The following is a 24610-nucleotide window of genomic DNA, read 5'->3' on the forward strand; positions in this document are numbered from 1 at the left end:
TCGGATTTGTGCTTAACTGTTCGCCCCAAAAGACCAAACAGTGAGTCAGGCATGCACCTCCGGATCGACCGCAATGCCAGCGAGCCGCTGGTGCAGCAGATCGTCGCAGGGGTCAGCGGCTGGATCCGCGGCAATCGCGTCCGCGCCGGCACGCGGATTCCGTCGATACGCCAGTTGGCCAGGGAAAACCAGCTCAGCCAGTCCAGCGTGATCGAGGCCTACGACCGCCTGGTCGCCCTGGGGATGCTGGAATCGCGGCACGGCTCGGGGTTCTTCGTCGCCGAGGCGCCCGCCGCCACTACCGACCTCGACAGCGAATGGCACGAAGGCGCGGAAAACGCATGGGGCCAGTTCAGCGGCAGCTCGACGAAACTCAAGCTCGGCTGCGGCTGGATTCCGGACAGTTGGCGGGAAGTCGAGGAACTCAGCTACGCGATCCGCCAGGTCGCCCGCAGCGAACTCGCCGGGCTGTTCGACTACAGCACTCCGCTGGGCCTGCCGGCGCTGCGCCAGCACATCCAGAAACGCCTGCGGCTGATCGATATCCATGTCGACCCGGAGCAGATCCTCACCACCACCGGCGCCAGCCATGCCCTCGACCTGTTGGTACGCACGCTGCTCAAGCCGGGCGACGTGGTGGTGGTGGAGAACCCCGGCTACTACAACCTGTTCAACCTGCTGAAGTTCCACGGGGTGAAGATGCTCGGCGTGCCGCGCACCCGCCACGGCCCGGACACCGCCGCGCTGGAGACGATCCTCCGCGCGCACAAGCCGAAGTTCCTTTTCACCAACAGCATGTACCACAACCCCACCGGCACCAGCCTCAGCCCCTCAGTGGCCCACCGCGTGCTGCAACTGGCCGAGCAGCATGATTTCCACATCGTCGAGGATGACATCTACGCCGACTTCCAGAACGGCCCCAGCACCCGCCTGGCAACCCTCGATTCGCTGCGCCGGGTGATCTACCTGGCGAGCTTTTCGAAGACCCTCAGTTGCTCGCTACGGGTCGGCTACCTGATCGCCGGCCCCGAGCTGATCCGGCGCCTGGCGGATGTGAAGATGTACACCAGCATCGGCAGCCAGCGCTTCGCCGAATGCGTGGTCTCGACCATGCTCGCCAACGGCAGTTACCGCAAGCTGGTGCAACGCCTGCGCCAGCGCCTGACCCGGCAGATGGCGGCGACCCTGCGGGTGCTTGGGGACAACGGCTGGGAGGTGTTCGCCGAACCGGTCGGCGGGATGTTCGTCTGGGCCCGTATCGGCGACTACCCGTTCGCCGAATTGCAGGCCGTGGCGACACGCCTGGACGTGCTGCTGTCGCCGGGCAGCGGCTTCAGCCCGGAAGGCGAGGAGAGCGACTGGCTGCGTATCAACATCGCCTATGCCAGCGACCCGCGGGCCCTGGCGTTCTTCGAGGCGTTCGGGTGAGGCGCGCTCTTGCCCTCCCCTGCCTCACTGGTAGTCGAGCAGGATCACCATCGCGGCCAGGACCGAGCCGGGCGTGATTTTCTCGGCGGTCTGCACATAGGACGCTTTCATCGGGATCCAGTAAGCCCCGCCGGTGTTCTTGTCGTACGCGGTCACCGGCAACGAGAGTCCCATCCGTAGCGGAACGCCGGCCTCGTCGGTGACCCGGATCGATACGCCGGTCGCGGTGCTGCCCGCCAGGCGCGGCAATACACCCGAGCCTTCGGCCACCGCGCCCCCCACCGCTTGAAGGCTGTAGCCGACGCGGTTGTACCCGCGAGGACAGCCGGCCACTACGAGATTGAACGGGGTAACGGCCGCGTAGGTGCCGACGCCGTTCAGCCGGGCGGCAGCGATCGACTGCAGCTTCACGGTCTGGTCGGCGACCTGGCAGGTCGCATTGATCGTGGTGACGCTCCCGGTCAACCTGATGGAAGAGGTGCCAGACGCGATAAGCCCGTCCTTGTAGGTAATGAGGAAGTACGAGTTGAACGCTCCGCTCGCGAACTGGCCGTCGGAGAGCGGCGTCGAGTTGCGGAACAACTGGACCTCCGCGATTTGCGAGAAAGTGCCCTTGAAACGGCTGCTCGCCGGTATGCCATCCAGCAGCAGGCGCACCGAAAGGCCCGGCACGTTGGTATTCAGGTCCGGACCATCGACCGGGTCCCAGACACTTCCCTTGTTGTACAGAGCGACGCCGATGAGATCGCAGCTGGGCTTGCCGCACAGTTGCATGGGAGTGAACGTGTAGCGCGACGTGACGTTTCCCTCGGGAAGGATCGAGGGGACGGCGATATCGCGGCCGCCGAAAGCGTACAGATTGGCAGCCATGCTGGTGCCGGCGGGAACGAACAGGACTGCCGCGATCAGCAGGGTTCGACGGAACGTCTTGAACTCCATGGGATGACAACCGATGTGTCCGGCATGTCCGGGAAAATCCACCGGAACCGGAGTGAACTTGATGGGTGGCTAATCTTTTCAGAACACCTGGAAAGGAGCCATAAGACAGGACCTACACGGCTCCGCGAATCCACCTAAGAATCGCTAGGAAAATTCTTAAGCAAGCTCTACAGCTCGCTCTCCGGCAGCCCCGGACGCCGCTTGGAGCGCCTGGATGGCAAGCAGCTTCGGTTGACGATGTGGAACGGTAGCGCTGCCACCGGAAAGGAAAAGGCCTTGGCCCGTCGCCAGCCGTGCCTGAACAGGCGAAAGATCGGCTCGCCAACCGGGATGCGGCGGGGCGAGATGCCCGTCAAAGTGACCGGCGCCATAGCACAAGGCCCGCCATCCCTTGCGGGAGGCGGGCCTTGGGATGGCGCGAAATCAGATGGGGCGGCTGCCGTACTTGCTGTCCGGCTTCTTCGGCGGATCGGCCACCACGTTGGGTTCGATCTCCTGCACCTTTCCACCGCGGGAAAGGAACTCCTCCATCGCCTTGGCGAGGGCGTCACGCTCTTTCTGCTTGGCTTCGACCGAGGGCAGCTCCTCTTCCACCACGGCGGCTTTCGCCTTCTTCCCGGGGGCGGGGGCCTCGTCGCCGTCGCCGCTGTCCGCTTCGCCGTCGTCGGCCGCGGCCAGCTCTTCGCCGTCGTCCTCGTCAGCGCCGTCCAGCTCGTCCTGTTCCAGTTCTTCTTCGCTCATGGTCAACCTCTCGGTGCTGCAAAAGCAGGTTAGTTATAGCCCAGCCGCGCGTTTTGATGAGCGCCGCCGGAAAAAATTCATACTGACTCGCCCTGCCAGGTGGCGAGCACGCGCCGTGCCCCGCCCCTGTCCCGGTGTTCACCGAGATAGATCCCCTGCCAGGTGCCCAGTGCCAACCCTCCCGACTGTATCGGCAGGGTCAGTTGGCAGCCCAGCAGGCTGGCCTTGAAATGCGCCGGAAGGTCGTCCGGACCTTCGTCGTTGTGTTCATAGCCGACTTCGCCGCGTGGCGCCAGCCGCTCGAAAAAACGCTCGAAATCCCGGCGTACGGCAGGATCGGCATTTTCATTCAGGGTCAGTGAAGCCGACGTATGTTGCAAAAGCAGGTGCAGCAGGCCGACCCGGCACCGCCGAAGCTCCGGCAAGGCGTCGAGTATCTCCTCGGTGACGAGGTGAAAGCCCCGCGGACGCGGGCGCAAGGTGATCAGGGTCTGCTGCCACATGCTGCTGTTCCAAATCGGCTCCGATCCGTCGCGCCGCGCATTCTAGCGCGGCATTTGAAAAAGCAAAGAGCGTAAGAGGCAGACCTGTGAAAGCTGATGGTGGCGCAGTCCGCTGGCAGTCACTGAAAGACCGGTTGCGGAAAGGTGGCGGCAGTCGCGGGAAGCGCCCTGGACTTTCGACGCACAAGGGCATGGCGTTCGGCGAAGGCGAGCGCGGGAGGCAAACCGACGCCCGGCGGAAAGCCGGGCGCCGGCAGGTATTACAGGTTGTAGCCGCGCTCGTTGTGCAGCGCCAGGTCGAGGCCGACCGCTTCCTCTTCCTCGGTGACCCGCAGGCCCATGACCAGGTCCAGCACCTTGAGGATCACGAAGGTCACCACGGCGGTGTAGACCACGGTGAAGGCCACGCCCTTGAATTGCACGAAGAACTGCGCGCCGATGTCCTCCACGCTGCCGAAGCCGCCCAGCGACGGCGCCGCGAAGATCCCGGTGAGCAGCGCGCCGACGATACCGCCGACCGCATGTACGCCGAAGGCGTCGAGGGAATCGTCGTATTTCAGCGCGCGCTTGAGACTGGTGGCGGCGAAGAAACAGATCACCCCGGAGGCCAGGCCGATCACCAGCGCGCCCATCGGACCGGCGGTGCCGGCGGCCGGGGTGATGGCCACCAGACCGGCGACCACGCCGGACGCGATGCCCAGGGCGCTCGGCTTGCCGTGGGTGATCCACTCGGCGAACATCCAGGCCAGGGCCGCGGCGGCGGTGGCGATCTGGGTCACCAGCATGGCCATCCCGGCGGTGCCGTTGGCGGCGGCGGCGGAACCGGCGTTGAAACCGAACCAGCCGATCCACAGCATGGCCGCCCCGACCAAGGTGTAGCCGAGGTTGTGCGGCGCCATCGGCGTGGTCGGGTAGCCCTTGCGCTTGCCCAGCACCAGGCAGGCGACCAGACCGGCGATACCGGCGTTGATGTGCACCACGGTGCCGCCGGCGAAGTCCAGCACGCCCCAGTCCCACATCAGGGCGCCGTCACCGCTCCAGACCATGTGCGCGATCGGCGCGTAGACCACGGTGAACCAGACCGCCATGAAGATCAGCATCGCCGAGAACTTCATGCGCTCGGCGAAGGCGCCGACGATCAGCGCCGGAGTGATGATCGCGAAGGTCATCTGGAAGGTGATGAACACGCTTTCCGGGAACAGCGCGGTGGCGGAAGTCAGGCCGTCGGCGGTGAGGCCGCTGAGGAAGGCCTTGTCCAGTCCGCCGACGAAGGAATTGAAGTTGAGGACGCCCTTCTCCATCCCGGCGGTATCGAACGCCAGGCTGTAGCCATAGACCACCCAGAGAATGGTGATCAGGCCGGTGATGGCGAAGCACTGCATCATGATCGACAGCACGTTCTTCGCTCGCACCATGCCGCCGTAGAACAGCGCCAGGCCGGGGATGGTCATGAGCAGGACGAGCGCAGTGGAGATCAGCATCCAGGCGGTGTCGCCGCTGTTCAGGACGGGCTCCTCGGCGGCCAGGGCGACGCCCGGCAAAGCGAGGGACAATAGGGCTCCTAGCCCTGCGATCTTACGCAGAGTCATGTTGGTATTCTCCTGGGGCTTTTGGGGGTTCGGTTGGGCTTAGATCGCGTCGGTATCGGTTTCGCCGGTACGGATGCGGATGGCCTGTTCCAGGTTCACCACGAAGATCTTGCCGTCACCGATCTTGCCGGTATTGGCCGCCTTGGTGATCGCCTCGATGACGCGGTCCAGCTGGTCGTCGGCGATCGCCACGTCGATCTTCACCTTGGGCAGGAAGTCGACGACGTACTCGGCGCCGCGATACAGCTCGGTGTGGCCCTTTTGCCGGCCGAAACCCTTGACCTCGGTCACCGTGATGCCCTGCACACCGATCTCGGACAACGACTCGCGGACGTCGTCCAACTTGAACGGCTTGATGATGGCAGTGACTAGCTTCATGAAACTCTCTCCCGTGTTTGGTGGACTCGCCCCAGGAAAACGAACCCGAGGACAGTCTAAGCGCAGTGTCTGGCTTTGTAACGCGCCGGTCCCTCTGGGAAGCATGATCGGGACCCTCCGCCCCGACCTGGCCCTGCTGCGGCCGTTCGATGCCGCAACCTGCCGGCCTCCCGCAACCGCCTCATCTGCCGCACCGGTACTGCTTCAGTGCACGCCTCACCCCGGCCAAAGCAGAAAGCTTGCCAGCTCCGGCAAATCCGCCGGATTTCAAGCTCTTAGCCGCCAACCCGGGGATAGTGCGGAACGCCGGGCTCCGGGCGGCGCACCAAATAGGCGCAGACGCGCTCCGACAGTTGCGCAAAAAGTGTGCAATGGCCCTCCCGCGAGCGCCGCCGACATCGTGCTAGACTGCCGCCCACTCGTTACCGGAACCCTCGCCATGCTGCCGCCCAAAGCCGTCTTCGAAGCCCTCAGCCAACAAGCCAGCCGCCTGTTCGCCGGCGAATCGCCGTTGCCCAAGGCCGAGCTGGAGTCGCAGTTCCGCGCCCTGATGCAGAGCGCCTTCAGCAAGCTCGACCTGGTCAGCCGCGAGGAGTTCGACAGCCAGATGCTGGTCCTCGCCCGCACTCGCGCACGGCTGGAAGCCCTGGAGGCCAAGGTGGCGGAACTCGAAAGCAAGCTGACGCCGCCCGCCGACTGATCCTCCCCCCTGCGAGCGGCGTGAGATCAAGGAGCGATCCATGTCCCTGGCGATTGTCCACAGCCGAGCCCAGGTCGGCGTCGAAGCCCCCTGCGTCAGCGTCGAGGCGCACCTGGCCAACGGCCTGCCTTCGCTGACCCTGGTCGGCCTGCCGGAAACCGCGGTGCGCGAGAGCAAGGACCGCGTGCGCAGCGCCCTGCTCAATGCCGGTTTCGACTTCCCCGCGCGGCGCATCACCCTCAACCTCGCCCCCGCCGACCTACCCAAGGACGGCGGTCGCTTCGACCTGGCCATCGCACTCGGCATCCTCGCCGCCAGCGGCCAGTTGCCCGGCACCGCCCTCGACGGCCTGGAGTGCCTCGGCGAACTGGCCCTGTCCGGGGCGATCCGCCCAGTGCGAGGCGTATTGCCGGCCGCGCTGGCGGCGCGCGACGCAAGGCGCGTTCTGGTGGTACCGAAGGAAAATGCCGAAGAGGCCAGCCTGGCCAGCGGGCTGACGGTGTTCGCCGTGGACCACCTGCTGGAGATCGCCGGACACCTCTCCGGCCAGGCCCCGCTGCCGCCCTACCAGGCCCGCGGCCTGCTCCGCGCGCCCTTCCCTTATCCAGACCTGGCCGAGGTCCAGGGCCAGGCCGCCGCCAAGCGCGCCCTGCTGGTGGCCGCCGCCGGCGCGCACAACCTGTTGCTCAGCGGCCCGCCGGGCACCGGCAAGACCCTCCTGGCCAGCCGCCTGCCCGGCCTGCTGCCGGCGCTCGACGAGGACGAAGCCCTGGAGGTCGCGGCGATCCATTCGGTGGCCAGCCACGTCCCCCTCAGGCACTGGCCGCAGCGACCGTTCCGCCAGCCGCACCACTCCGCCTCCGCGCCGGCCCTGGTCGGCGGCGGCAGCCGCCCGCAGCCGGGCGAGATCACCCTGGCGCACCAGGGCGTGCTGTTCCTCGACGAACTGCCGGAGTTCGAGCGCAAGGTCCTGGAGGTCCTGCGCGAGCCGCTGGAAAGCGGCGAGATCGTCATTGCCCGGGCCAACGGCCGGGTACGTTTCCCGGCGCGCTTCCAACTGGTGGCGGCGATGAATCCCTGTCCCTGTGGCTACCTCGGCGATCCCAGTGGCCGCTGCCGCTGCACCCCGGAACAGGTCCAGCGCTACCGGGGCAAGCTGTCCGGACCGCTGCTCGATCGCATCGACCTGCACGTCAGCGTGCTCCGCGAAAGCACCAGCCTGCAGCCAGGACACGGCGAAACCGCTACCGCCGAGGTCAGCGAACGGGTGGGCGCCGCACGGCAACGGCAACTGGCCCGCCAGGGCTGCGCCAATGCCCATCTCGATCTCCAGGCGATGCACCGCAATTGTGCACTCGCCGAAGCGGACCGCCGCTGGCTGGAGGCTGCCGGAGAGCGCCTGGAACTTTCCTTGCGCGCCTTGCATCGCATACTCAAGGTGGCCCGGACGCTGGCCGACCTGGAGCGCATCGATGCCATCGAACGCCGGCACCTGGCGGAAGCCCTGCAGTATCGGGCAATGACCTCCACGTGAAGCGTAATAATTCAGCAAAGCTATCGATTAAGGCTTTTCGAATCAAATTAGCTATCACGATGTGTTAGGCTGTTTCGTCTTCCGCCTTCGGCGGGCAATCCGATCACAAGGAGAGCTAGCTTACATGGAGACACCCACTACCCCCCGGAGCACCCTGAATCCTCCGGTCTTCTATACCTCCGCCGCCCTGATCCTGGCCCTGGTGCTGTTTACCGTCCTCCTCCAGGAAGAAGCGCAATCGCTGTTCAACCACGTCCAGCAATGGATCATCACCAACGCCAGCTGGTTCTACGTACTGGCCGTGGCGCTGATCCTGATCAGCGTGGTGTTCCTCGCCGTCAGCCGCTACGGCGACATCAAGCTCGGCCCCGACCACAGTCGTCCCGACTACCGCAACACCACCTGGTTCGCCATGCTGTTCTCCGCCGGCATGGGCATCGGCCTGATGTTCTTCGGCGTTGCCGAACCGGTGATGCACTTCACCACCCCGCCGGTGGGCGAGCCGAACACCGTGCAGGCGGCGAAGGAAGCGATGAAGCTGACCTTCTTCCACTGGGGCCTGCATGCCTGGGCGATCTACGCCATCGTCGCGCTGATCCTGGCCTTCTTCAGCTATCGCCACGGCCTGCCGCTGACCCTGCGCTCGGCGCTGTATCCGCTGATCGGCGAACGTATCTACGGCCCCATCGGCCACGCGGTGGATATCTTCGCGATCATCGGCACCGTGTTCGGCGTGGCGACTTCGCTCGGCTACGGCGTGCTGCAGATCAACAGCGGCCTGCACCACCTGTTCGGCTGGCCGGTGAACCAGACCGTGCAGATCGCCCTGATCGCCGCCACCTGCGGCCTCGCCACGCTCTCGGTGGCCAGCGGACTGGACCGCGGCATCCGCATCCTGTCCGAACTGAACCTGAGCCTGGCGGTGATCCTGCTGCTCTTCGTGCTGGTCCTCGGGCCGACCGTGTTTCTCCTGCAGACCTACGTGCAGAACACCGGGGCCTACCTGTCCGACATCGTCAACAAGACCTTCAACCTGTACGCCTACGAGCCCACCGATTGGATCGGCGGCTGGACCCTGCTGTACTGGGGCTGGTGGCTGTCCTGGTCGCCCTTCGTCGGCCTGTTCATCGCCCGTATCTCGCGCGGCCGCACCATCCGCGAGTTCGTCTGCGGCGTGCTGTTCGTCCCGGCCGGCTTCACCCTGCTGTGGATGACGGTGTTCGGCGATACCGCCATCCACATGGTCCTGCAGGAGGGCTTCACCCAGTTGGCCGAAGTGGTCAACCAGGACAGTTCGGTGGCGCTGTTCGCCTTCCTCGAGCACTTCCCGCTGGGCAGCGTGATCTCGCTGGTGGCGGTGCTGATGGTGGTGGTGTTCTTCGTCACCTCGGCCGACTCCGGCGCGCTGGTGGTGGACATGCTAGCCTCCAGCGGCAAGGACCACTCGCCGCTCTGGCAGCGGATATTCTGGTCGGTGCTGATGGGCGTGGTGGCCATCGCCCTGCTCCTCGCCGATGGCCTCAAGGCGCTGCAAACCGCGACCATCGCCAGCGCGCTGCCATTCTCCATCGTGCTCCTGGCGTCGATCTGGGGCCTGTTCAAGGCGCTGCACCTGGATGCCACCAAGCGCGGCATCCGCTACCAGGCGCTGACCTTCTCCCGCCCCACCACGCGCAGCGGCGCAAGCGAGGGCGACGGTTGGCAGCGCCGCCTGCGCAACATCGCCATGTTCCCAAGGCGCAGCCACGTCAACCGCTTCATCACCGATGTGGCGCGACCGGCCTGCGAGGACGTCGCCGCCGAACTGCGCAAGCAGGGCTACGAAGTCCAGGTGCAGGACGGCGAGGACGGCCGGGTTCGGCTGGAAGTCAGCCACGGCGGCGAGGTCGATTTCATCTACGAGGTGCGTCCGCGCGCCTTCACCACGCCGAGCTTCGTGATGCGCGACACCGAGGACAGCAGCGAGTCGCGCAAGTATTTCCGCGCCGAGGTCCATCTCCAGGAAGGCGGCCAGGACTACGACATCATGGGCTGGAGCCGCGACGGCGTGATCGGCGACATCCTCGACCAGTACGAGCGGCACATGCACTTCCTGCACGTGGTGCGCTGAGGGATGCGGGGGCCGGCCAATGCCGGCCCCTCGCCGTTTCGCCTACTGGATCTGCTCCGGAGTGACGATCACCCAGTTCCTGTCCGCCGTCACCGGCAGGCCGGCCTTGGCCTGTGCGGCGGAATGCTGCTTGATCATGCCGTTGATCTGCTCCATGTACTTGGCCTTGCGGTTGACCCACAGGTGCACGCCGTTTTCCGCGGTGCCGTTGAACAGCATGTAACCGTCGCTGTCCGGGGTATCGCCGGCGACCAGGATCGGCCGCTTCCAACGGTCGATGTAGGTGAGGATCGCAGCCTGCTTGCCGGCCATCCAGGTCGCCGGGGTCCACAGGTAGGGGGTCACCTCCAGGTCGAGGTTGACCTTGGGATCGTACTTGCCCTCGGCGATCTGCTTGCGCGCAGTGGTCAGCTCGCCGGTCTTGCGGTTCTTCAGCAGGGTGGTGACGCCGATGACGTTCTCCGGCTTGGCGTTGTAGCCATACCTGGGGTCCGCCGCGACCATCCGCACCAGTTCCTCATGGGCCGCGCTGATCACGTAGACCTCGATGCCGTTTTCCATCAGCTTGTTGTAAAGCTCGCGCTGGCCGCTGAACACGCGCGGCGGCTCGACGTCGAGCGTGGCGAGCTTGTCGCCGTCGTAATAGGTGGCGGGGATCGGCTTGCCGTAGGCCATCAGTTCGTCGACATAGCCCTTCAGTTCCCTGAGGGTGAAGCCTGAGAACACCTGGGCGACCCAGGGATAGCAGACCATGTCGTCGATCTCGCAAAGCCGGTAGTAGTAGCTGAACAGGCTCTCCTTGTGCCCGGCCTGGTCCTTGAACGGGATCAGTTTCAGCGAAGGGTCGAGCCTGTCGCGGGTCAGCACGCCCTTCATTTCCAGATAGGGCAGCAGCGATTCTTCCAGGTCGTAGCGATAGCTGGTGTTGTCCATGTCGAACACGGCATAGGCGCCCTTGTTCGCGTTGGCCTCGATCAGTGCATTCAGTTGCCTGGCGGCGGGGGCCGGCCAGTGCTCGAGTTCGGTGGCGCTGGCCTGGCCGACTGCGGCGGCGAGCGCCAGCGCGGCGAGTATTCCTTTGGCGAAGGTCATGGCGGGTTCCTTTGGGCGGTTGGAAGGAAGCTCCGTCCCCTGCCGCTCCCGACAGGCAACGACCAACGACCCTAGCGCAAACCCTGCGCCCGGCCCAGCGACGGCAGCGACCTGTAACGTCGCGTCAGCGCCAGGAGTTGTCCGGCGGCGTCACGCCAGCCGCTCGACGACGGGCAGACGCATCGCCGCCACCTCCGCGAGGAGGAAGTCGCGCAATCGCTGGAAGCGTTCCTGTCCCCTGCGGGCGCGAGGCCAGACCAGGTGATAGCTTTCGCCGCTGGCCACCGCCACCGGCCAGGGCAGGCCGATGCGGCCCTGGGCGACATCCTCGGCGACCATCACCAGGTCGCCGATGGACACGCCATAGCCTCGTGCGGCGGCGACGATGCCCAGTTCCAGCGTGTCGAACACCTGGCCGCCCTTGAGCGACACCTCGTCCCCCAGCCCGGTCCGCTGCAGCCAGCGTCGCCAGTCGCGACGATCCGGCGTGGGGTGCAGCAGCTCGCTGTCACGCAGGCGTTGGAGGGTCCAGGGCTCCACGGCCTCGTCGGGATCGCAGACCGGCACCAGCCATTCGGCGAACAGCGCTGCCGTTTCCCATTCCGGGCTGAACTGACCGCTGCCCAGCAACACCGCGCAGTCGAAAGGCTCGCGCTGGAAATCCACCGAGTCCACATCCATCCAGGCACTGGTGAGCTGCACCTCGATATCCGGGTTCAGGTGGCGGAAGCGGCTCAGGCGCGGTAGCAGCCAGCGCAGGGTAAGGGTGGAAGGCGCCTTCAGGCGCAGGGTGGCGTCGTCCACACGCAGGGCGGTGCAGGCCCGTTCCAGCGCATCGAAGCCGTCGCGCAGCCCGGGCAGTAGCAGGCGTGCCGGCTCGGTCAGCTGCAACTGGCGGCCATGGCGCTCGAACAGACGACAACCGAAGTGCTCTTCCAGGGTACGGATGTGCCGGCTCACCGCGCTCTGGGTTATCGCCAGTTCCTCGCCGGCGCGGGTGAAAGAGGCGTGCCGGGCGGCAGCCTCGAAGGCGCGCAGGGCATACAGCGGGGGCAGGCGACGGGTCATTGGGGAATTACCTCTTTCATGACTTTTACTCATGCCTGGCATCTTGTTTTTCCTTTTGTGGAGCCATGCCAGTCGCACCGAGAATAGCCGCATTCTCAACGCCGACAGGCCATCGCGGCAACCATCTCCTCCTGAGCCTTACTCATCCATGTCCTCGCCATCCCTCGTCGAACTCAAAGCCATCCTGCGCCTGGCGGGCCCGTTGATCGCCGCCCAGCTGGCCTATGTCGCCATGGTCTTCACCGACACCGTGATGATGGGCAAGCTCGGCCCCGACGCGCTGGCCGCCGGCGGCCTGGGCGCGGTCAGCTACGCCTTCGTCTCGACGTTCTGTGTCGGCGTGGTGGCAGCGGTCGGCAACCTGGTGGCGATCCGTCACGGCTGCGACGACGCCGCTGGCGCCGCCGCGGCCGCTCGCTCCGGACTCTGGGTCGGCGCCGCGCTGGCCCTGGCCGCCGGCCTGCTGCTATGGAACCTGCGGCCGCTGCTCCTGGTCTTCGGCCAGGCGCCGCAGACGGTGGACGGCGCCATGCAGTTCCTCCACAGCCTGACATTCGCCCTGCCCGGCTACATGGCCTTCATGGTCCTGCGCGGCTTCACCAGCGCCATCGACCGCGCCGGCCCGGTGATGGCGATCAGCGTGCTCGGCGCGCTGGCCAACCTGGCTCTCAACTATTCCTTCATAGAAGGCCTGTTCGGCCTGCCGCGCCTGGGCCTGGCCGGTATCGGCCTGGTCACCGCCCTCGTCATGAACTGCATGCCGCTGCTGCTGGCCCTGTATATCCGCCTGCAGCCGGCCTATGCCGAGTACTCGCTGCTGCGCGGACTGGGACGGCCGCAGCGGGCGATGGTCGAGGAGATACTGCGCCTGGGGCTGCCCATCGGTGGCACCTACGCGGTGGAGTCGGGGATGTTCACGGTCGCCACCCTGTGCATGGGCATCATCGGCGATCACGCCCTGGCCGCGCACCAGATCGCCATCCAGGCGGTATACGTGGCGTTCATGGTGCCGGTGGGGTTGTCGTACGCCACCACCTACCGCATCGGCCAGCATTTCGGCGCCGGCCGCCTGCTCGAAGCACGCCGCGCCGGGCGTGTCGGCATCGGCTTCGGCGCGCTGTGCATGCTGCTCTTCGCCGGGCTCTTCTGGTGGATGCCGGAGGCCATCATCGGCCTGTTCCTCGACCGCGACGCCCCGGCCAACCGGGAGGTGGCCGCGATGGCCGTCTCGCTGCTGGCGATCGCCGCCTGGTTCGAGCTGTTCGACGGCACCCAGAACGTCGCCATGGGCGCGATCCGCGGTCTCAAGGACGCCCGCACCACCTTCCTGGTCGGCCTGGCCTGCTACTGGCTGGTCGGCGTGCCGCTGGCCTGCCTGCTGGCGTTCGCGGCCGGCTGGGGCGCCGCGGGCGTCTGGTGGGGGCTGGCCGGCGGCCTGGCCTGCGCGGCCATCGGCCTGACCCTGGCCTTCGAGTGGAAGACCGCGCGGTTGCTGCCGAAAGCCACGGCCAGCGAGGCGTCGGCGCTCAATTGCCGAGCGGCTGGCCGCGGTGCGCCGAGCGCTCGCCGATGCCCAGGAAACGCGCCAGTTCCGCCAACGGCAGCGGCGGACTGATCCAGTAGCCCTGCACCTGGTCGCAACCGAAATCGCGCAACTGCTCCTGCTGGCGCAGGGTCTCCACGCCTTCGGCAACCACTTCCAGGTTGAGGTTGTGCGCCAGGTTGATCATCGCCCTCACCAGTTGGAAGTTTTCCGCCCGCTGGTCCATGCCGCCGACGAAGCTGCGGTCGATCTTCAACAGGGTGATCGGCAGGCTATTGAGGTGGACGAAGGACGAGAAACCGGTGCCGAAGTCGTCCAGCGAAAAGCGCACGCCCAGTTGGCCGAGCGCCTGCATGGTCTGCAGCACCTGGTCGCTGCGCCGCATCACGGCGGTCTCGGTCAGTTCGAACTCGAGCCAGCGCGCGTCGACGCCGTGCTCTTCGATCAACCGTTGCAGGGTCGGCAGCAACTGGCTGTCCTGGAACTGGCGGAACGACAGGTTCACCGCCATGTGCAACGGCTCCAGGCCGCGCCCGTTGAGCCACTGCATGTCGCGCAGGGCGCGGGCGATGACCCAGTAGCCGAGCGGCACGATCAGCCCGCTCTCCTCGGCCAGCGGGACGAACTCGCTGGGCGTGAGCAGGCCACGCTCGCCGTGGCGCCAGCGCACCAGCGCCTCCAGGCCGACGATGCGCCCGCTGTCCAGGCACAGTCGCGGCTGGTAGTGCAGCTCCAGCTCGTCGCGACGCAGCGCCCGGCGCAGTTCGGCTTCGAGGTCGGCGAGGCTGCGCACGCCACGGTTGATGCGTTCGTCGAAGACATGGAAGGTGCAACCCTGGCGGCTCTTGGCCTGCTGCATGGCGATGTGCGCATGCCACATCAGCGGGTCGGCGCCTTCGTCGGCACGGGCGTGGGCGAGTCCCAGGCTGCAACCCAGCAACAGGCTCTCGCCATCGATCCAGTAGGACTCGCCGAGGCATTCGACGATGCGTTCGGCGACCCGCTCGGCGCGTTGCGGATCGCGACGGGTGTCCAGCAGCAGGGCGAACTCGTCGCTGCCCAGGCGCGCCAGGCTGTCACCGTTCTCCATGAAGCCGCGCAGGCGGTTGACCACCTGCAGGATCAGGCGGTCGCCGCCCTGGTGGCCGAGGGAATCGTTGACGTGACGGAAGTTGTCCAGGTCGAGGTGGCCGAGCACCAGGCCACGCCCGTCGAATTCGCTGAGGCGCGCCGCGAGCAGGGTCTGGAAGCCCTGGCGGTTGGCGATGCCGGTCAGCGGATCCTGCTCGGCGAGCAGTTGCAGGGTCGCCTGCAAGCCCAGGCGCTCGCGCGCGTAGCGCAGGCAGCGGCGCAGGCTGTCCTCGGAAAGCTGTTCGGCGGCCAGCCAGTCGACCACCCCGACCGGCGCCTGCGCCGGCTCCTGCTGCAACAGCAGGATCACCGGCCAGGGGCAGGGAGTCCCCAGCGGCAGGCAGGCCGGCGTGGCCAGGAGCAGCCCGCGGGGCTCGGCGGCGAACAGGGTGGCCGCGCCCTCCCAGGTGGTGACGATGCTCAGCGAAAAGGCAGGCCCCAACGCTCTCAGGCGTTCACCTAGCAGTGGCGCCCAGTCCGGCGTATCCGCCAGAAGGAGCAGGCGCAAGGGTTCTGCGGGCGCTGACAAGCAACCTCCAAAGTTTTAAGAATCTTCGTAAAGAACGAACGGCATCATCCTAATGCGGTAGGGAATCTACAGCAAAATGGCGTGAACGATCTCGGGATCGGTCACAGCTTGCACGCTAATTCTCGCGGATGCCAGCCAGCCTGTTAGAATACGCCCCCGCTTCAACCCTCTCTTCCGGCCTGTTCCTATGTCCCGACTCAATCCCCGGCAGCAAGAAGCCGTGAACTACGTCGGCGGTCCCCTGCTGGTCCTGGCTGGCGCCGGCTCCGGCAAGACCAGCGTGATCACCCGCAAGATCGCCTATCTCGTCCAGCAGTGCGGTATCCGCGCCCAGTACATCGTCGCCGTGACCTTCACCAACAAGGCCGCGCGGGAGATGAAGGAGCGCGTCGGCACCCTGCTGCGCGGCGGCGAGGGCAAGGGCCTGACCGTCTCGACCTTCCACAACCTCGGCCTGAACATCATCCGCAAGGAACACGAACGGCTCGGCTACAAGCCCGGTTTCTCGATCTTCGACGAGTCGGACATCAAGGCGCTGCTGACCGACATCATGCAGAAGGAGTATTCCGGGGACGACGGCGTCGACGAGATCAAGAACTACATCGGCGCCTGGAAGAACGACCTGATCCTTCCGGAGGAGGCGCTGGAAAAGGCCCGCAACCCCAAGGAGCAGACCGCCGCGATCGTCTACCTGCATTACCAGCGCACCCTGCGCGCCTACAACGCGGTGGACTTCGACGACCTGATCCTGCAACCGGTGAAGCTGTTCCAGGAACATCCGGACGTCCTCCAGAAGTGGCAGAACAAGGTGCGCTACATGCTGGTGGACGAGTACCAGGACACCAACGCCAGCCAGTACCTGCTGGTCAAGCTGCTGGTGAAGGACCGCGCCCAGTTCACCGTGGTCGGCGACGACGACCAGTCGATCTACGCCTGGCGCGGCGCGCGCCCGGAAAACCTGATGCAGCTGAAGGAAGACTTCCCTTCGCTGAAGGTGGTGATGCTGGAGCAGAACTACCGCTCCACCAGCCGCATCCTCAAGTGCGCGAACGTCCTCATCGCCAACAACCCGCACGTATTCGAGAAGCAGTTGTGGAGCGAGATGGGCCACGGCGATCCGATCCGGGTGATCCGCTGCCGCAACGAGGACGCCGAGGCCGAGCGCATCGCCATGGAAATCCTCACCCTGCACCTGCGCACCGAGCGGCCGTACAGCGAGTTCGCCATCCTCTACCGTGGCAACCACCAGGCCAAGCTGATGGAGCTGAAGCTCCAGCACCACCAGATTCCCTATCGGCTCTCTGGCGGCACCAGCTTCTTCGGGCGCCAGGAAGTGAAGGACCTGATGTCCTACTTCCGCCTGCTGGTGAACCCCGACGACGACAACGCCTTCCTCAGGGTGATCAACGTGCCGCGCCGGGAAATCGGTTCGGCGACCCTGGAGAAGCTCGGCAACTACGCCACCCAGCGCAAGATCTCGATGTACGCCGCCTGCGACGAGATGGGCCTGGCCGAGCACCTCGACAGCCGTTTCCACGAACGCCTGCAACGCTTCAAGCGCTGGATGGACGGTATCCGCCGACAGTGCGCGGAGAACGAGCCGATCGCCGTGCTGCGCAGCATGGTGATGGACATCGACTACGAGAACTGGCTGCGGCAGAACGCCTCCAGCGACAAGGTCGCCGAATTCCGCATGAGCAACGTCTGGTTCCTCATCGAGGCACTGAAGAACACCCTCGAGCGCGACGAGGAAGGCGACATGACCATCGAGCAGGCCATCGCCAAGCTGGTCCTGCGCGACATGCTGGAGCGCCAGCAGGAAGAAGAGGAAGGCGCCGAAGGCGTGCAGATGATGACCCTGCACGCGTCGAAGGGGCTGGAGTTCCCCTACGTGTTCATCATGGGCATGGAGGAAGAGATCCTGCCCCACCGTTCCAGCATCGAGGCCGACACGGTGGAAGAGGAGCGCCGCCTGGCCTACGTCGGCATCACCCGCGCGCGGCAGAACCTGGCGATGACCTTCGCCGCCAAGCGTAAGCAATACGGCGAGATCATCGACTGCTCGCCGAGCCGCTTCCTCGACGAACTGCCCCCCGAAGACCTCGAATGGGAAGGCATGGAAGACGCCCCGCAAGAGGTCAAGGCGGCCAAGGGCAACGCCGCCCTCGCCGACATCCGCGCCATGCTCAAGCGCTGAGCCCGCCGCGCCTCGACTGTCTCGATTTTCACAAAAGTGTCTTGCCCGATGCCTAGCCTCGGGCGAGGAACTTTTGCCGCTCCACGCGCGACCAAAATTAGCTAGCTAACGAATTCCATTCGAGGACAGCTTCATGTCGAGCAAGAAAGTCGCCGAGATCGTCGTGGAAACCCTGGAAGCCGCCGGCGTCCGCCATTGCTATGGCATCGTCGGCGACACCCTCAACCATGTCACCGACGCCATCCATCGCAGCCAGATCCAGTGGGTCCACGTGCGCCACGAAGAGGCGGCGGCCTTCGCCGCGGGCGCCGAGTCCTACATCAGCGGACGCCTGACCGCCTGCGCCGGCTCCTGCGGACCGGGCAGCCTGCACTTCATCAACGGCGTCTACGAGGCCCAGCGCAACCGCGCGCCGATGGTGCTGATCGCCAGCCAGATTGTCACCCCGCAACTGGGCATGGAGTTTCCCCAGGAGGTCGACTTCAAGGCGGTCTACGCCAGTTGCTCGGTGTTCTGCGAGCAGGTGCACAGCCCGGAACAGGCGCGCCGGGTGGTGGCCCTGGCCTGCCAGGCGGCGCTCAACCGGCGCGGCGTGGCGGTGGTGATCCTGCCGGCCGACATCAGCCAGGCCACGGTGAAGGACGACCTGCCGTTCTCGGTGCATTTCCCGCAACCGGTGCTGCGCCCCAGCGACGCCGAACTGCAGGACATCGCCCGCCTGCTGGCCCACGGCAAGAAGATCGGCATCTACGCCGGCTCCGGCTGCCAGGGCGCCCACGACCTGCTGGTGGCCCTCGCCGACCGCCTCAAGGCGCCCATCGCGCACACGTCGCGGGCCAAGGACTTCGTCGAGTACGACAACCCCTTCAACATGGGCATGACCGGTATGCTCGGGATCGAGTCCGGCTTCCACATGATGACCGAGTGCGACACCCTCCTGCTGCTCGGCGCCGACTTCGCCTGGGCGCAGTTCTATCCGCAGAAGGCCACCCTGATCCAGGTCGACCGCGACGGCAGCCACCTGGGTCGCCGCCACCCCGTCGATCTCGGCGTGGTCGGCGACGTGATCCCCACCCTCGAGGCGCTCTTGCCGCTGCTCGAAGTCCGCGAGGAACGCAGCTTCCTCGACGAATGCCTGGAGCACCGCGAGCGCTCGCTGCGGACGCTGGAAAAAGAGGAGCAAGCCGGCAAGGGCGAGCTGATCCACCCCCAGCACCTGGTCAGCCTGCTCGACCAGCACGCCAGCGAGGACGCCCTGTTCACCGCCGACGGCGGCTCGGCGATGGTCTGGCTGTTGCGTCACATCCACAGCAACGGCAAGCGCCGCACCCTCACCAGCCTGGTCCACGGCACCATGGCCAACGCCATGCCCCAGGCGCTGGGACTGAAGAAGGCCTACCCCGAGCGCCAGGTGATCTCGATCTCCGGCGACGGCGGTCTGGCCATGCTGCTCGGCGACCTGCTGACGGCCATCCAGGAAAAACTGCCGATCAAGGTAGTGGTGCTGAACAATGCCTCGCTGAACTTCGTCGAGCTGGAACAGAAGGTCGAGGGCCTGCTGGACAACTACACCGACCTGCTCAACCCGGACTTCGCCCGGCTCGCCGAGGTGATCGGCTTCCACGGACGCAAGGTGACGCGCTCCGAGGATCTCGAGGCGGCGGTGCAGGAGTTCCTCGCCCAGCCCGGTCCGGCGCTGCTGGACGTGCATACCAACCCTGCGGAGCTGGTGATGCCGCCGAAGATCGAGTTCGGCCAGGTCGCCGACACCGCGCTCTACGCCGCCAAGGCCGTGCTCAGCGGGCGCTTCAAGGACGTCGAGACGCTACTGGTGAACAACCTGCTGAAATGAGCCGGCAGCGGCGCGGCCCGCCTGCCACGGGGCCGCGCCGGGCAGGCGCGGATTCCTGACCGCTCGATCATGTTCGCTCGTCCGAGAGAACGTCGCGCGCGGCGCCGGCTGGCGGTACAATGCCGCGCTTCATCAGCGACAGCCGCTTCGCAGGAAGCCACCCGTGGACATTCTCAAAGACAAAATCCGCTCGGAAGGCATCGTCCTTTCCGAGCATGTACTCAAGGTCGACGCCTTTCTCAACCACCAGATCGACCCGCAGCTGATGCAGCAGGTCGGTCACGCGTTCGCCACGCGCTTCCGCGACCAGGGCATCACCAAGATCGTCACCATCGAGGCTTCCGGCATCGCCCCGGCGGTCATGGCCGGCCTGGAGCTGGGCGTCCCGGTGATCTTCGCGCGCAAGTACCAGTCGCTGACCCTGAAGGACAACCTGTACATCTCCAAGGTGTTCTCCTTCACCAAGCAGACCGAGAGCACCATCGCCATCTCGGCCAAGCACCTGAACGCCCACGACCACGTGCTGGTGATCGACGACTTCCTCGCCAACGGCCATGCCGCCAAGGCGCTGATCGACCTGATCGGCCAGGCCGGCGCGAGCATTGCCGGGCTCGGCATCGTCATCGAGAAATCCTTCCAGGATGGCCGCGCCCTGCTGGAAAGCGAAGGCTACCGGGTCGAGTCCCTGGCCCGGGTGAAATCGCTGGCCGGCGGCCAGGTCGAGTTCCTCGACTGAGCGCCACTCAGCCCCGCTCTTCCTGGCTGGCCCGCAGGCCGGCCAGCAGCAAGCGCTGGTAGAGTTCCTCGCGAAGCCCCTGCGGATCGTCCAGGTCCATGCGCCGCAGATGCGCCGGGTAGGCTTCTGGCTCCGGCGCGTCCAGGGTCGCCTTGCCCAGTTCGAGGATCTCGCTCAGCTTCAGCTTGCGCTTGAGCCAACCCAACGCCCGCAGCAGGTCCTGCTCGACCTCGTCGAAATCGCTGCCCAGGGGAAACTCCGGCAGCGCCGCTGCGTGGGCCTGGTGCAAGGCCTGCAGGCGCTCCGGGGTATTGTTGCGATAGCGTTCGGGCAGGACGAAATCCTTCGGCAGCTTGCCGGCCGCCCGGGCCTGCTCGGCCAGCGCCTGCTGGAAACGCGAGTCGGCGATGGCCAGCAGCGCGGCGATCACTTCCGCGTCGTTCTTGCCGCGCAGGTCGGCGATCCCATACTCGGTCACCACCATGTCACGCAAGTGCCGGGGAATGGTGGTGTGGGCGTACTGCCAGACGATGTTCGAACTGACTTCCCCGCCGGATTCGCGCCAGCTACGCAGCATCAGGATCGAACGTGCGCCCTCCAGCTCGTGGGCCTGGGCGACGAAGTTGTACTGCCCGCCGACGCCACTGAGCACCCGGCCGTCCTCCAGTTGATCGGCGACCCCGGCGCCGAGCAGGGTCACGGTGAAGGCGCTGTTGATGAAGCGCGCGTCGCGCCGCTGCAGGCGCTTCAGCTCTTCCTGGCGGTACAGGTTGTTGACGAAGCCGATGCCGGTCATGCCGATCCCGGCGCGCTCTTCCAGCGACATCTCGCGCAGGCGCCGGTAGAACGCCAACGGACCGAGGAAAAAGCCGCCGTGCAGCCACACCCCGCCCTCCACCGGCGCCTCGCCGCGCTCGGCGGCACGCTGCCGCGCTTCGTCGGGGTAGACCCGGCGGCTCAGCACGCCGGCCTCGGCCAGCGCCAGCAGACCCGGCACGAACATCTCGCTGCAACCGTAAAGCCCCCGGCGGAACGGCTCCAGGCCACCGTCGCGCTCGATCGTCTCGGCCCAGCGCGCACGCACACCCAGCTCGTCGATCAACGCCCGGTAGGTGGCGTTGTCGCGCTGGCGCAGCAGCAGGGCGGCGGTCAGCGCGTCGCCCATCGAGCCGATGCCGATCTGCAGGGTGCCGCCGTCGCGCACCAGCGCGCTGGCGTGGAGACCGATACAGTGATCCTGCAGGTTGACCGGCATGTTCGGCGTGGAGAACAGCCGGCTGCTTTCCGCCGGCGCGTCGATCAGCAGGTCGAATACCGACTCCTCGACCTCGGCGTCGCCCGGCAGGTAGGGCAGGTCATCGTGGACCACGCCGATGGCGACGATGGTCTCGCCAGCGGCGCGACGCTTCTCCAGCATCGGCAGGAGGTCCAGGGTGATATCCGGGTTGCAGGCCAGGCTCAGCTTGCCCGGCCGCTCGGGATGCCGCGCCACCAGCTGGGCCACCGCGTTGACGCCCTTGGCATTGATGTCGCGGGCGACGTGGCTGTAGTTGCAACTGATGTAGTGCTGCTGCGCCGGCGCGCTGTCCAGCAGGCTGCCGGGCTGCAGGTAGAACTCCTCGACGCGGATGTTCGCCGGCAGTTCGTCGCGGCGCAGGGCGTGCAGGTAATCCAGCTCCGGGTAGTCGGCGAAGACCCGTTCGGCGAAAGGCTCGAGGAAACGCCGTTGCAGGTCGCCGCCAGCGGCGGGACGCCCCAGGGAAAGCGCGGTATACAGCGTCAGTTGGCGCTCCGGCAGGGTCCGCAGGCGCTGGTACAACGCATTGACCAGTCGGTTGGGCTTGCCCAGCCCGAGGGGCAGGCCCATGCGAATCGGGCCCTCGATGGTCTGCAGCAAGTGATCGACTGCGGCGTCGATGGAACAGGTTCGGCTCAAGACGATGCCCTCCGGCGAATGGGTAGCCGGAAGTTTGGACCCTGTTTGCCGGCGGGACGATCCGCCAGCGGGAAAAACCCGCACCGCGGATACGAAAAAGCCGCCAGGAGGCGGCTTTTCGCGACACGGTTCCGGCGTTGTTACAGACCGGACATATGCTTGATCGCGGCTTTCAGCTCGTCGTCCGAGCAATCGGCGCAGGTGCCTTTCGGCGGCATGGCGTTGATACCGGAAATCGCCTTGGCCAGCAGGCCATCGAGGCCGCCCTGCTCCTTGGCGCGCTTGCCCCACTCGGCCTTGTCGCCAACCTTCGGCGCGCCCAGCAGGCCGGTGCCGTGGCAGGTGTTGCAGGTCTTGCCGACGATGTCTTCGCCGGAACGCGCACCGCCGCCACCGGCGGCTGCCGCGACGGCGCCGACGCCTTCGCATTCCTTGCCTTGTACGCAGACCTTGCCTACCGGCTCGAGGCGCTTGGCGATCGCATCGTCAGTGGTCGTAGCCTGAGCGCTTACAGCCCACAGGGCCAACACGGCAGCTTGGGCCGCCAGCATTTTTTTAATCAGGTTCACCCTTACACCCTCATCGTGGCTTATCACACCCGGGCACGATACCGATCACTGCGGGCCGCGCGGGCGGGCGCAAGTATAACGGCAAAGAAAGCCCGGCAGAAACAATTGCACACCCTCGCAAAGCCTTGCGGCATTAGGTCGCAGCCCCGCATGCCCCTTGTCGGCCGGCGCCCTTCGGGCCCGGCGGGGTCTTGTGCTTCAGGTCAGAAATTTGCGGGCGTGGTGGCGCTGATCAAGCGTGCCGGCACATCGTAGGGATTGCGAAAACGGTGCGGCTTGTTGCTCTCGAAATAGTAGCTGTCGCCGCGCTCGAGCACATAGGTCTCGCTGCCGACGGTCAGTTCCAGGCGCCCGTCGACCAGCACGCCGGCCTCCTCGCCTTCGTGGTTGAGCATTTCCTCGCCGGTGTCGGAGCCCGGCGGGTAGGTTTCGTCGAGGAAGGCGATCGCCCGGCTCGGGTGCGCCTTGCCCACCAGGCGCATGGACACCGCGCCGCTGGAAATGTCGATCAGTTCGTCTGCCTTGTAGACAACCTGGGTATGGCTGTCCTGCTCCAGGTCCAGGGAGAAGAACTCCACCAGGGACATGGGGATACCGCCCAGCACCTTCTTCAGCGAACTGATGGAAGGGCTCACGCTGTTTTTCTCGATCATCGAGATAGTGCTGTTGGTGACACCCGCCCGTTTGGCGAGTTCGCGCTGGGAAAGACCTTTGAGCTTTCGGATGGTTTGCAGACGAGCACCGACGTCCAAGGGTGGAGTCCTCCTTATTCTTCTGGCAGGCAAGGCAAAACGAGGCCGCACACGGCTGGCGACCCCAAGTCGGCCGTATCATGGCAACACTGTTCAGTATTTACAACAGATCGGTCGACATGCCTGCGCAAAGAATTCGGAAAGTTTTTCTCAAGCCCCGGAATAGACGCGCGGCACCCTTTTCAGGTTGCACAGCAGCTGGTAGGGAATGCTGCCGAACTGCGCCGCCAGGGCGCCGACCGGCACGTTCGGGCCCCATAGTTCGACCCGGCTGCCCAGCCCGGCCTGGGGATGGTCGGTAAGGTCGACGGTGAGCATGTCCATCGATACCCGGCCAACCAGGCGCCCCGGCTTGCCGTCGATGAACACCAGGGTGCCGTCGGCGGCGTGGCGCGGATAGCCATCGGCGTAGCCCATGGCGACCACGCCGATGCGCTGGCTACGCTCGGTGCTGTAGCGCGCGCCGTAGCCGACCGGTTCGCCGGCCGGCAGGTCGCGGACGCTGATCACCTTCGATTCCAGGGTCATCACCGGGCGCAAGCGGTCGGCCAGCGGATGTGCGCGCTCGAACGGCGTGGCTCCGTAGAGCAGGATGCCCGGACGTACCCAATCGCTGGGCACCTTCGGCCAGCCGAGCACGGCTGGCGAATTGCGCAGGCTGATCTCGCCTTCCAGGCCCTGGCTAGCGGCCGCGAAGACAGCGAGCTGTTCCTCGGTGCGCGGGCAATCCAGTTCGTCGGCGCGGGAGAAGTGACTCATCATCACGATCTTCGCCACCTTGCCGCTGGCCCGCAGGCGCTCGTGGGCGGCGCGGAAGTCCTCGGGGAAGAAGCCGACGCGGTGCATGCCCGAATCCATCTTCAGCCAGACGTTCAGCGGGCGGGCCAGGCTGGCGCGTTCGATCGCCTCCAATTGCCAGGCGCAATGCACCACGCACCAGAAGTCGTGGGCGACGATCAGCTCCAGCTCGGACGCCTCGAAGAAGCCCTCCAGCAGCAGGATCGGCTGGCGGATACCGGCCTCGCGCAGCTCCAGGCCCTCCTCGATGCAGGCCACGGCGAAGCCATCGGCCTCGGCCGCCAGCGCTTCGGCACAGCGCACTGCGCCGTGGCCGTATGCGTCCGCCTTGATCACCGCGAGCGCACGGGCGCCGGTGGCCTCGCGGGCCAGCCGATAGTTGTGACGAAGGGCTTGCAGGTCGATCAGGGCACGGGCGGGGCGCATGGCGACGGGTCTCTCTTCAGCGAGGTGCGGCATCGCGCACCTTTCATCAGGCGAAAAAA

Annotated in this window: 20 protein-coding genes; 8 read left to right on the forward strand and 12 right to left on the reverse strand. The window is 66.1% G+C overall.

The genetic code is table 11. The annotated features are described in order from the left end of the window. The first annotated feature begins 51 nt into the window (after window positions 1-51). Window positions 52-1428: a PLP-dependent aminotransferase family protein gene (locus LE197_RS26600; protein WP_003098233.1), complete on the forward strand. Its 1377-nt coding sequence runs from the start codon at window positions 52-54 to the stop codon at window positions 1426-1428. Between the two features lie 24 nt (window positions 1429-1452). Here the strand turns inward: LE197_RS26600 and LE197_RS26605 are convergent, their stop codons facing one another. From LE197_RS26605 to glnK, 5 genes are all read right to left on the reverse strand, one after another. Further along, window positions 1453-2367: a fimbrial protein gene (locus tag LE197_RS26605; RefSeq protein WP_003098236.1), complete on the reverse strand. Its 915-nt coding sequence runs from the start codon at window positions 2365-2367 to the stop codon at window positions 1453-1455. A gap of 423 nt (window positions 2368-2790) precedes the next feature. Next, window positions 2791-3108: a transcriptional regulator SutA gene (gene sutA, locus LE197_RS26610; protein ID WP_003098240.1), complete on the reverse strand. Its 318-nt coding sequence runs from the start codon at window positions 3106-3108 to the stop codon at window positions 2791-2793. A 77-nt stretch (window positions 3109-3185) separates the two neighbouring features. After that, window positions 3186-3611, reverse strand: a complete 426-nt coding sequence (locus LE197_RS26615; protein WP_003096441.1) for a secondary thiamine-phosphate synthase enzyme YjbQ — start codon at window positions 3609-3611, stop codon at window positions 3186-3188. 260 nt (window positions 3612-3871) lie between these two features. Beyond that, window positions 3872-5200: an ammonium transporter gene (locus tag LE197_RS26620; protein WP_003109815.1), complete on the reverse strand. Its 1329-nt coding sequence runs from the start codon at window positions 5198-5200 to the stop codon at window positions 3872-3874. Window positions 5201-5239: 39 nt separating this feature from the next. Continuing rightward, complete coding sequence (gene glnK / locus LE197_RS26625) at window positions 5240-5578, reverse strand: P-II family nitrogen regulator (RefSeq protein WP_003096476.1); 339 nt, start codon at window positions 5576-5578, stop codon at window positions 5240-5242. A 439-nt stretch (window positions 5579-6017) separates the two neighbouring features. Here glnK and LE197_RS26630 point away from each other — a divergent pair, with 439 nt between their 5' ends. The 3 genes from LE197_RS26630 to betT all read left to right on the forward strand — a co-directional run bounded on the left by LE197_RS26630 (window position 6018) and on the right by betT (window position 9922). Next, window positions 6018-6278, forward strand: a complete 261-nt coding sequence (locus tag LE197_RS26630; protein WP_003096478.1) for an accessory factor UbiK family protein — start codon at window positions 6018-6020, stop codon at window positions 6276-6278. Window positions 6279-6318: 40 nt separating this feature from the next. Next, window positions 6319-7812, forward strand: a complete 1494-nt coding sequence (locus LE197_RS26635) for a YifB family Mg chelatase-like AAA ATPase (protein WP_003098248.1) — start codon at window positions 6319-6321, stop codon at window positions 7810-7812. Between the two features lie 124 nt (window positions 7813-7936). Further along, the gene (gene betT, locus LE197_RS26640) at window positions 7937-9922 is read left to right on the forward strand and encodes a choline BCCT transporter BetT (RefSeq protein WP_003096496.1); all 1986 of its coding nucleotides are present in this window, start codon (window positions 7937-7939) and stop codon (window positions 9920-9922) included. A gap of 42 nt (window positions 9923-9964) precedes the next feature. On the opposite strand, the gene pchP is transcribed toward betT, so the two are convergent. Further along, window positions 9965-11014, reverse strand: coding sequence for a phosphorylcholine phosphatase (gene pchP, locus LE197_RS26645; RefSeq protein WP_003146606.1), 1050 nt, complete (start codon window positions 11012-11014; stop codon window positions 9965-9967). A gap of 150 nt (window positions 11015-11164) precedes the next feature. Further along, window positions 11165-12082 (reverse strand): LysR substrate-binding domain-containing protein, encoded by a 918-nt coding sequence (locus LE197_RS26650; RefSeq protein ID WP_004352313.1) that lies wholly within the window; start codon window positions 12080-12082, stop codon window positions 11165-11167. 148 nt (window positions 12083-12230) lie between these two features. On the opposite strand from LE197_RS26650, the gene LE197_RS26655 reads away from it, so the two are divergent. Then, window positions 12231-13697, forward strand: coding sequence for a NorM family multidrug efflux MATE transporter (locus tag LE197_RS26655; RefSeq protein WP_003098258.1), 1467 nt, complete (start codon window positions 12231-12233; stop codon window positions 13695-13697). Here LE197_RS26655 and LE197_RS26660 read toward each other — a convergent pair. Then, window positions 13609-15285 (reverse strand): putative bifunctional diguanylate cyclase/phosphodiesterase, encoded by a 1677-nt coding sequence (locus tag LE197_RS26660; RefSeq protein WP_023101719.1) that lies wholly within the window; start codon window positions 15283-15285, stop codon window positions 13609-13611. The two genes, LE197_RS26655 and LE197_RS26660, sit on opposite strands and share 89 nt — an antisense overlap. Window positions 15286-15472: 187 nt before the next feature. On the opposite strand from LE197_RS26660, the gene rep reads away from it, so the two are divergent. The 3 genes from rep (at window position 15473) to LE197_RS26675 (ending at window position 20070) form a co-directional block, all read left to right on the forward strand. Further along, window positions 15473-17482 carry a DNA helicase Rep gene (gene rep / locus LE197_RS26665; RefSeq protein ID WP_003110454.1) on the forward strand — a complete coding sequence of 670 codons (2010 nt, stop codon included), beginning with the start codon at window positions 15473-15475 and terminating at the stop codon, window positions 17480-17482. A gap of 133 nt (window positions 17483-17615) precedes the next feature. Beyond that, entirely contained in the window at window positions 17616-19334 is a 1719-nt protein-coding gene (locus tag LE197_RS26670; protein ID WP_003096506.1) for a ubiquinone-dependent pyruvate dehydrogenase, read from the forward strand. Window positions 19335-19497: 163 nt separating this feature from the next. Next, window positions 19498-20070 carry a xanthine phosphoribosyltransferase gene (locus LE197_RS26675; RefSeq protein WP_003110452.1) on the forward strand — a complete coding sequence of 191 codons (573 nt, stop codon included), beginning with the start codon at window positions 19498-19500 and terminating at the stop codon, window positions 20068-20070. Window positions 20071-20077: 7 nt separating this feature from the next. On the opposite strand, the gene LE197_RS26680 is transcribed toward LE197_RS26675, so the two are convergent. From LE197_RS26680 to alr, 4 genes are all read right to left on the reverse strand, one after another. Then, the gene (locus tag LE197_RS26680) at window positions 20078-21937 is read right to left on the reverse strand and encodes an acetyl-CoA hydrolase/transferase C-terminal domain-containing protein (protein ID WP_073652017.1); all 1860 of its coding nucleotides are present in this window, start codon (window positions 21935-21937) and stop codon (window positions 20078-20080) included. Between the two features lie 209 nt (window positions 21938-22146). Then, window positions 22147-22575, reverse strand: coding sequence for a c-type cytochrome (locus LE197_RS26685; protein ID WP_003096511.1), 429 nt, complete (start codon window positions 22573-22575; stop codon window positions 22147-22149). Window positions 22576-22778: 203 nt separating this feature from the next. Then, entirely contained in the window at window positions 22779-23327 is a 549-nt protein-coding gene (locus LE197_RS26690; RefSeq protein ID WP_003096513.1) for a cupin domain-containing protein, read from the reverse strand. Between the two features lie 150 nt (window positions 23328-23477). Next, window positions 23478-24551: an alanine racemase gene (gene alr, locus LE197_RS26695; RefSeq protein WP_023089740.1), complete on the reverse strand. Its 1074-nt coding sequence runs from the start codon at window positions 24549-24551 to the stop codon at window positions 23478-23480. Window positions 24552-24610: the final 59 nt, after the last annotated feature.

The sequence above is a fragment of the Pseudomonas sp. PS1(2021) genome, from assembly GCF_020405165.1.
In the GTDB taxonomy this organism is placed as follows: Bacteria; Pseudomonadota; Gammaproteobacteria; order Pseudomonadales; family Pseudomonadaceae; genus Pseudomonas; species Pseudomonas aeruginosa.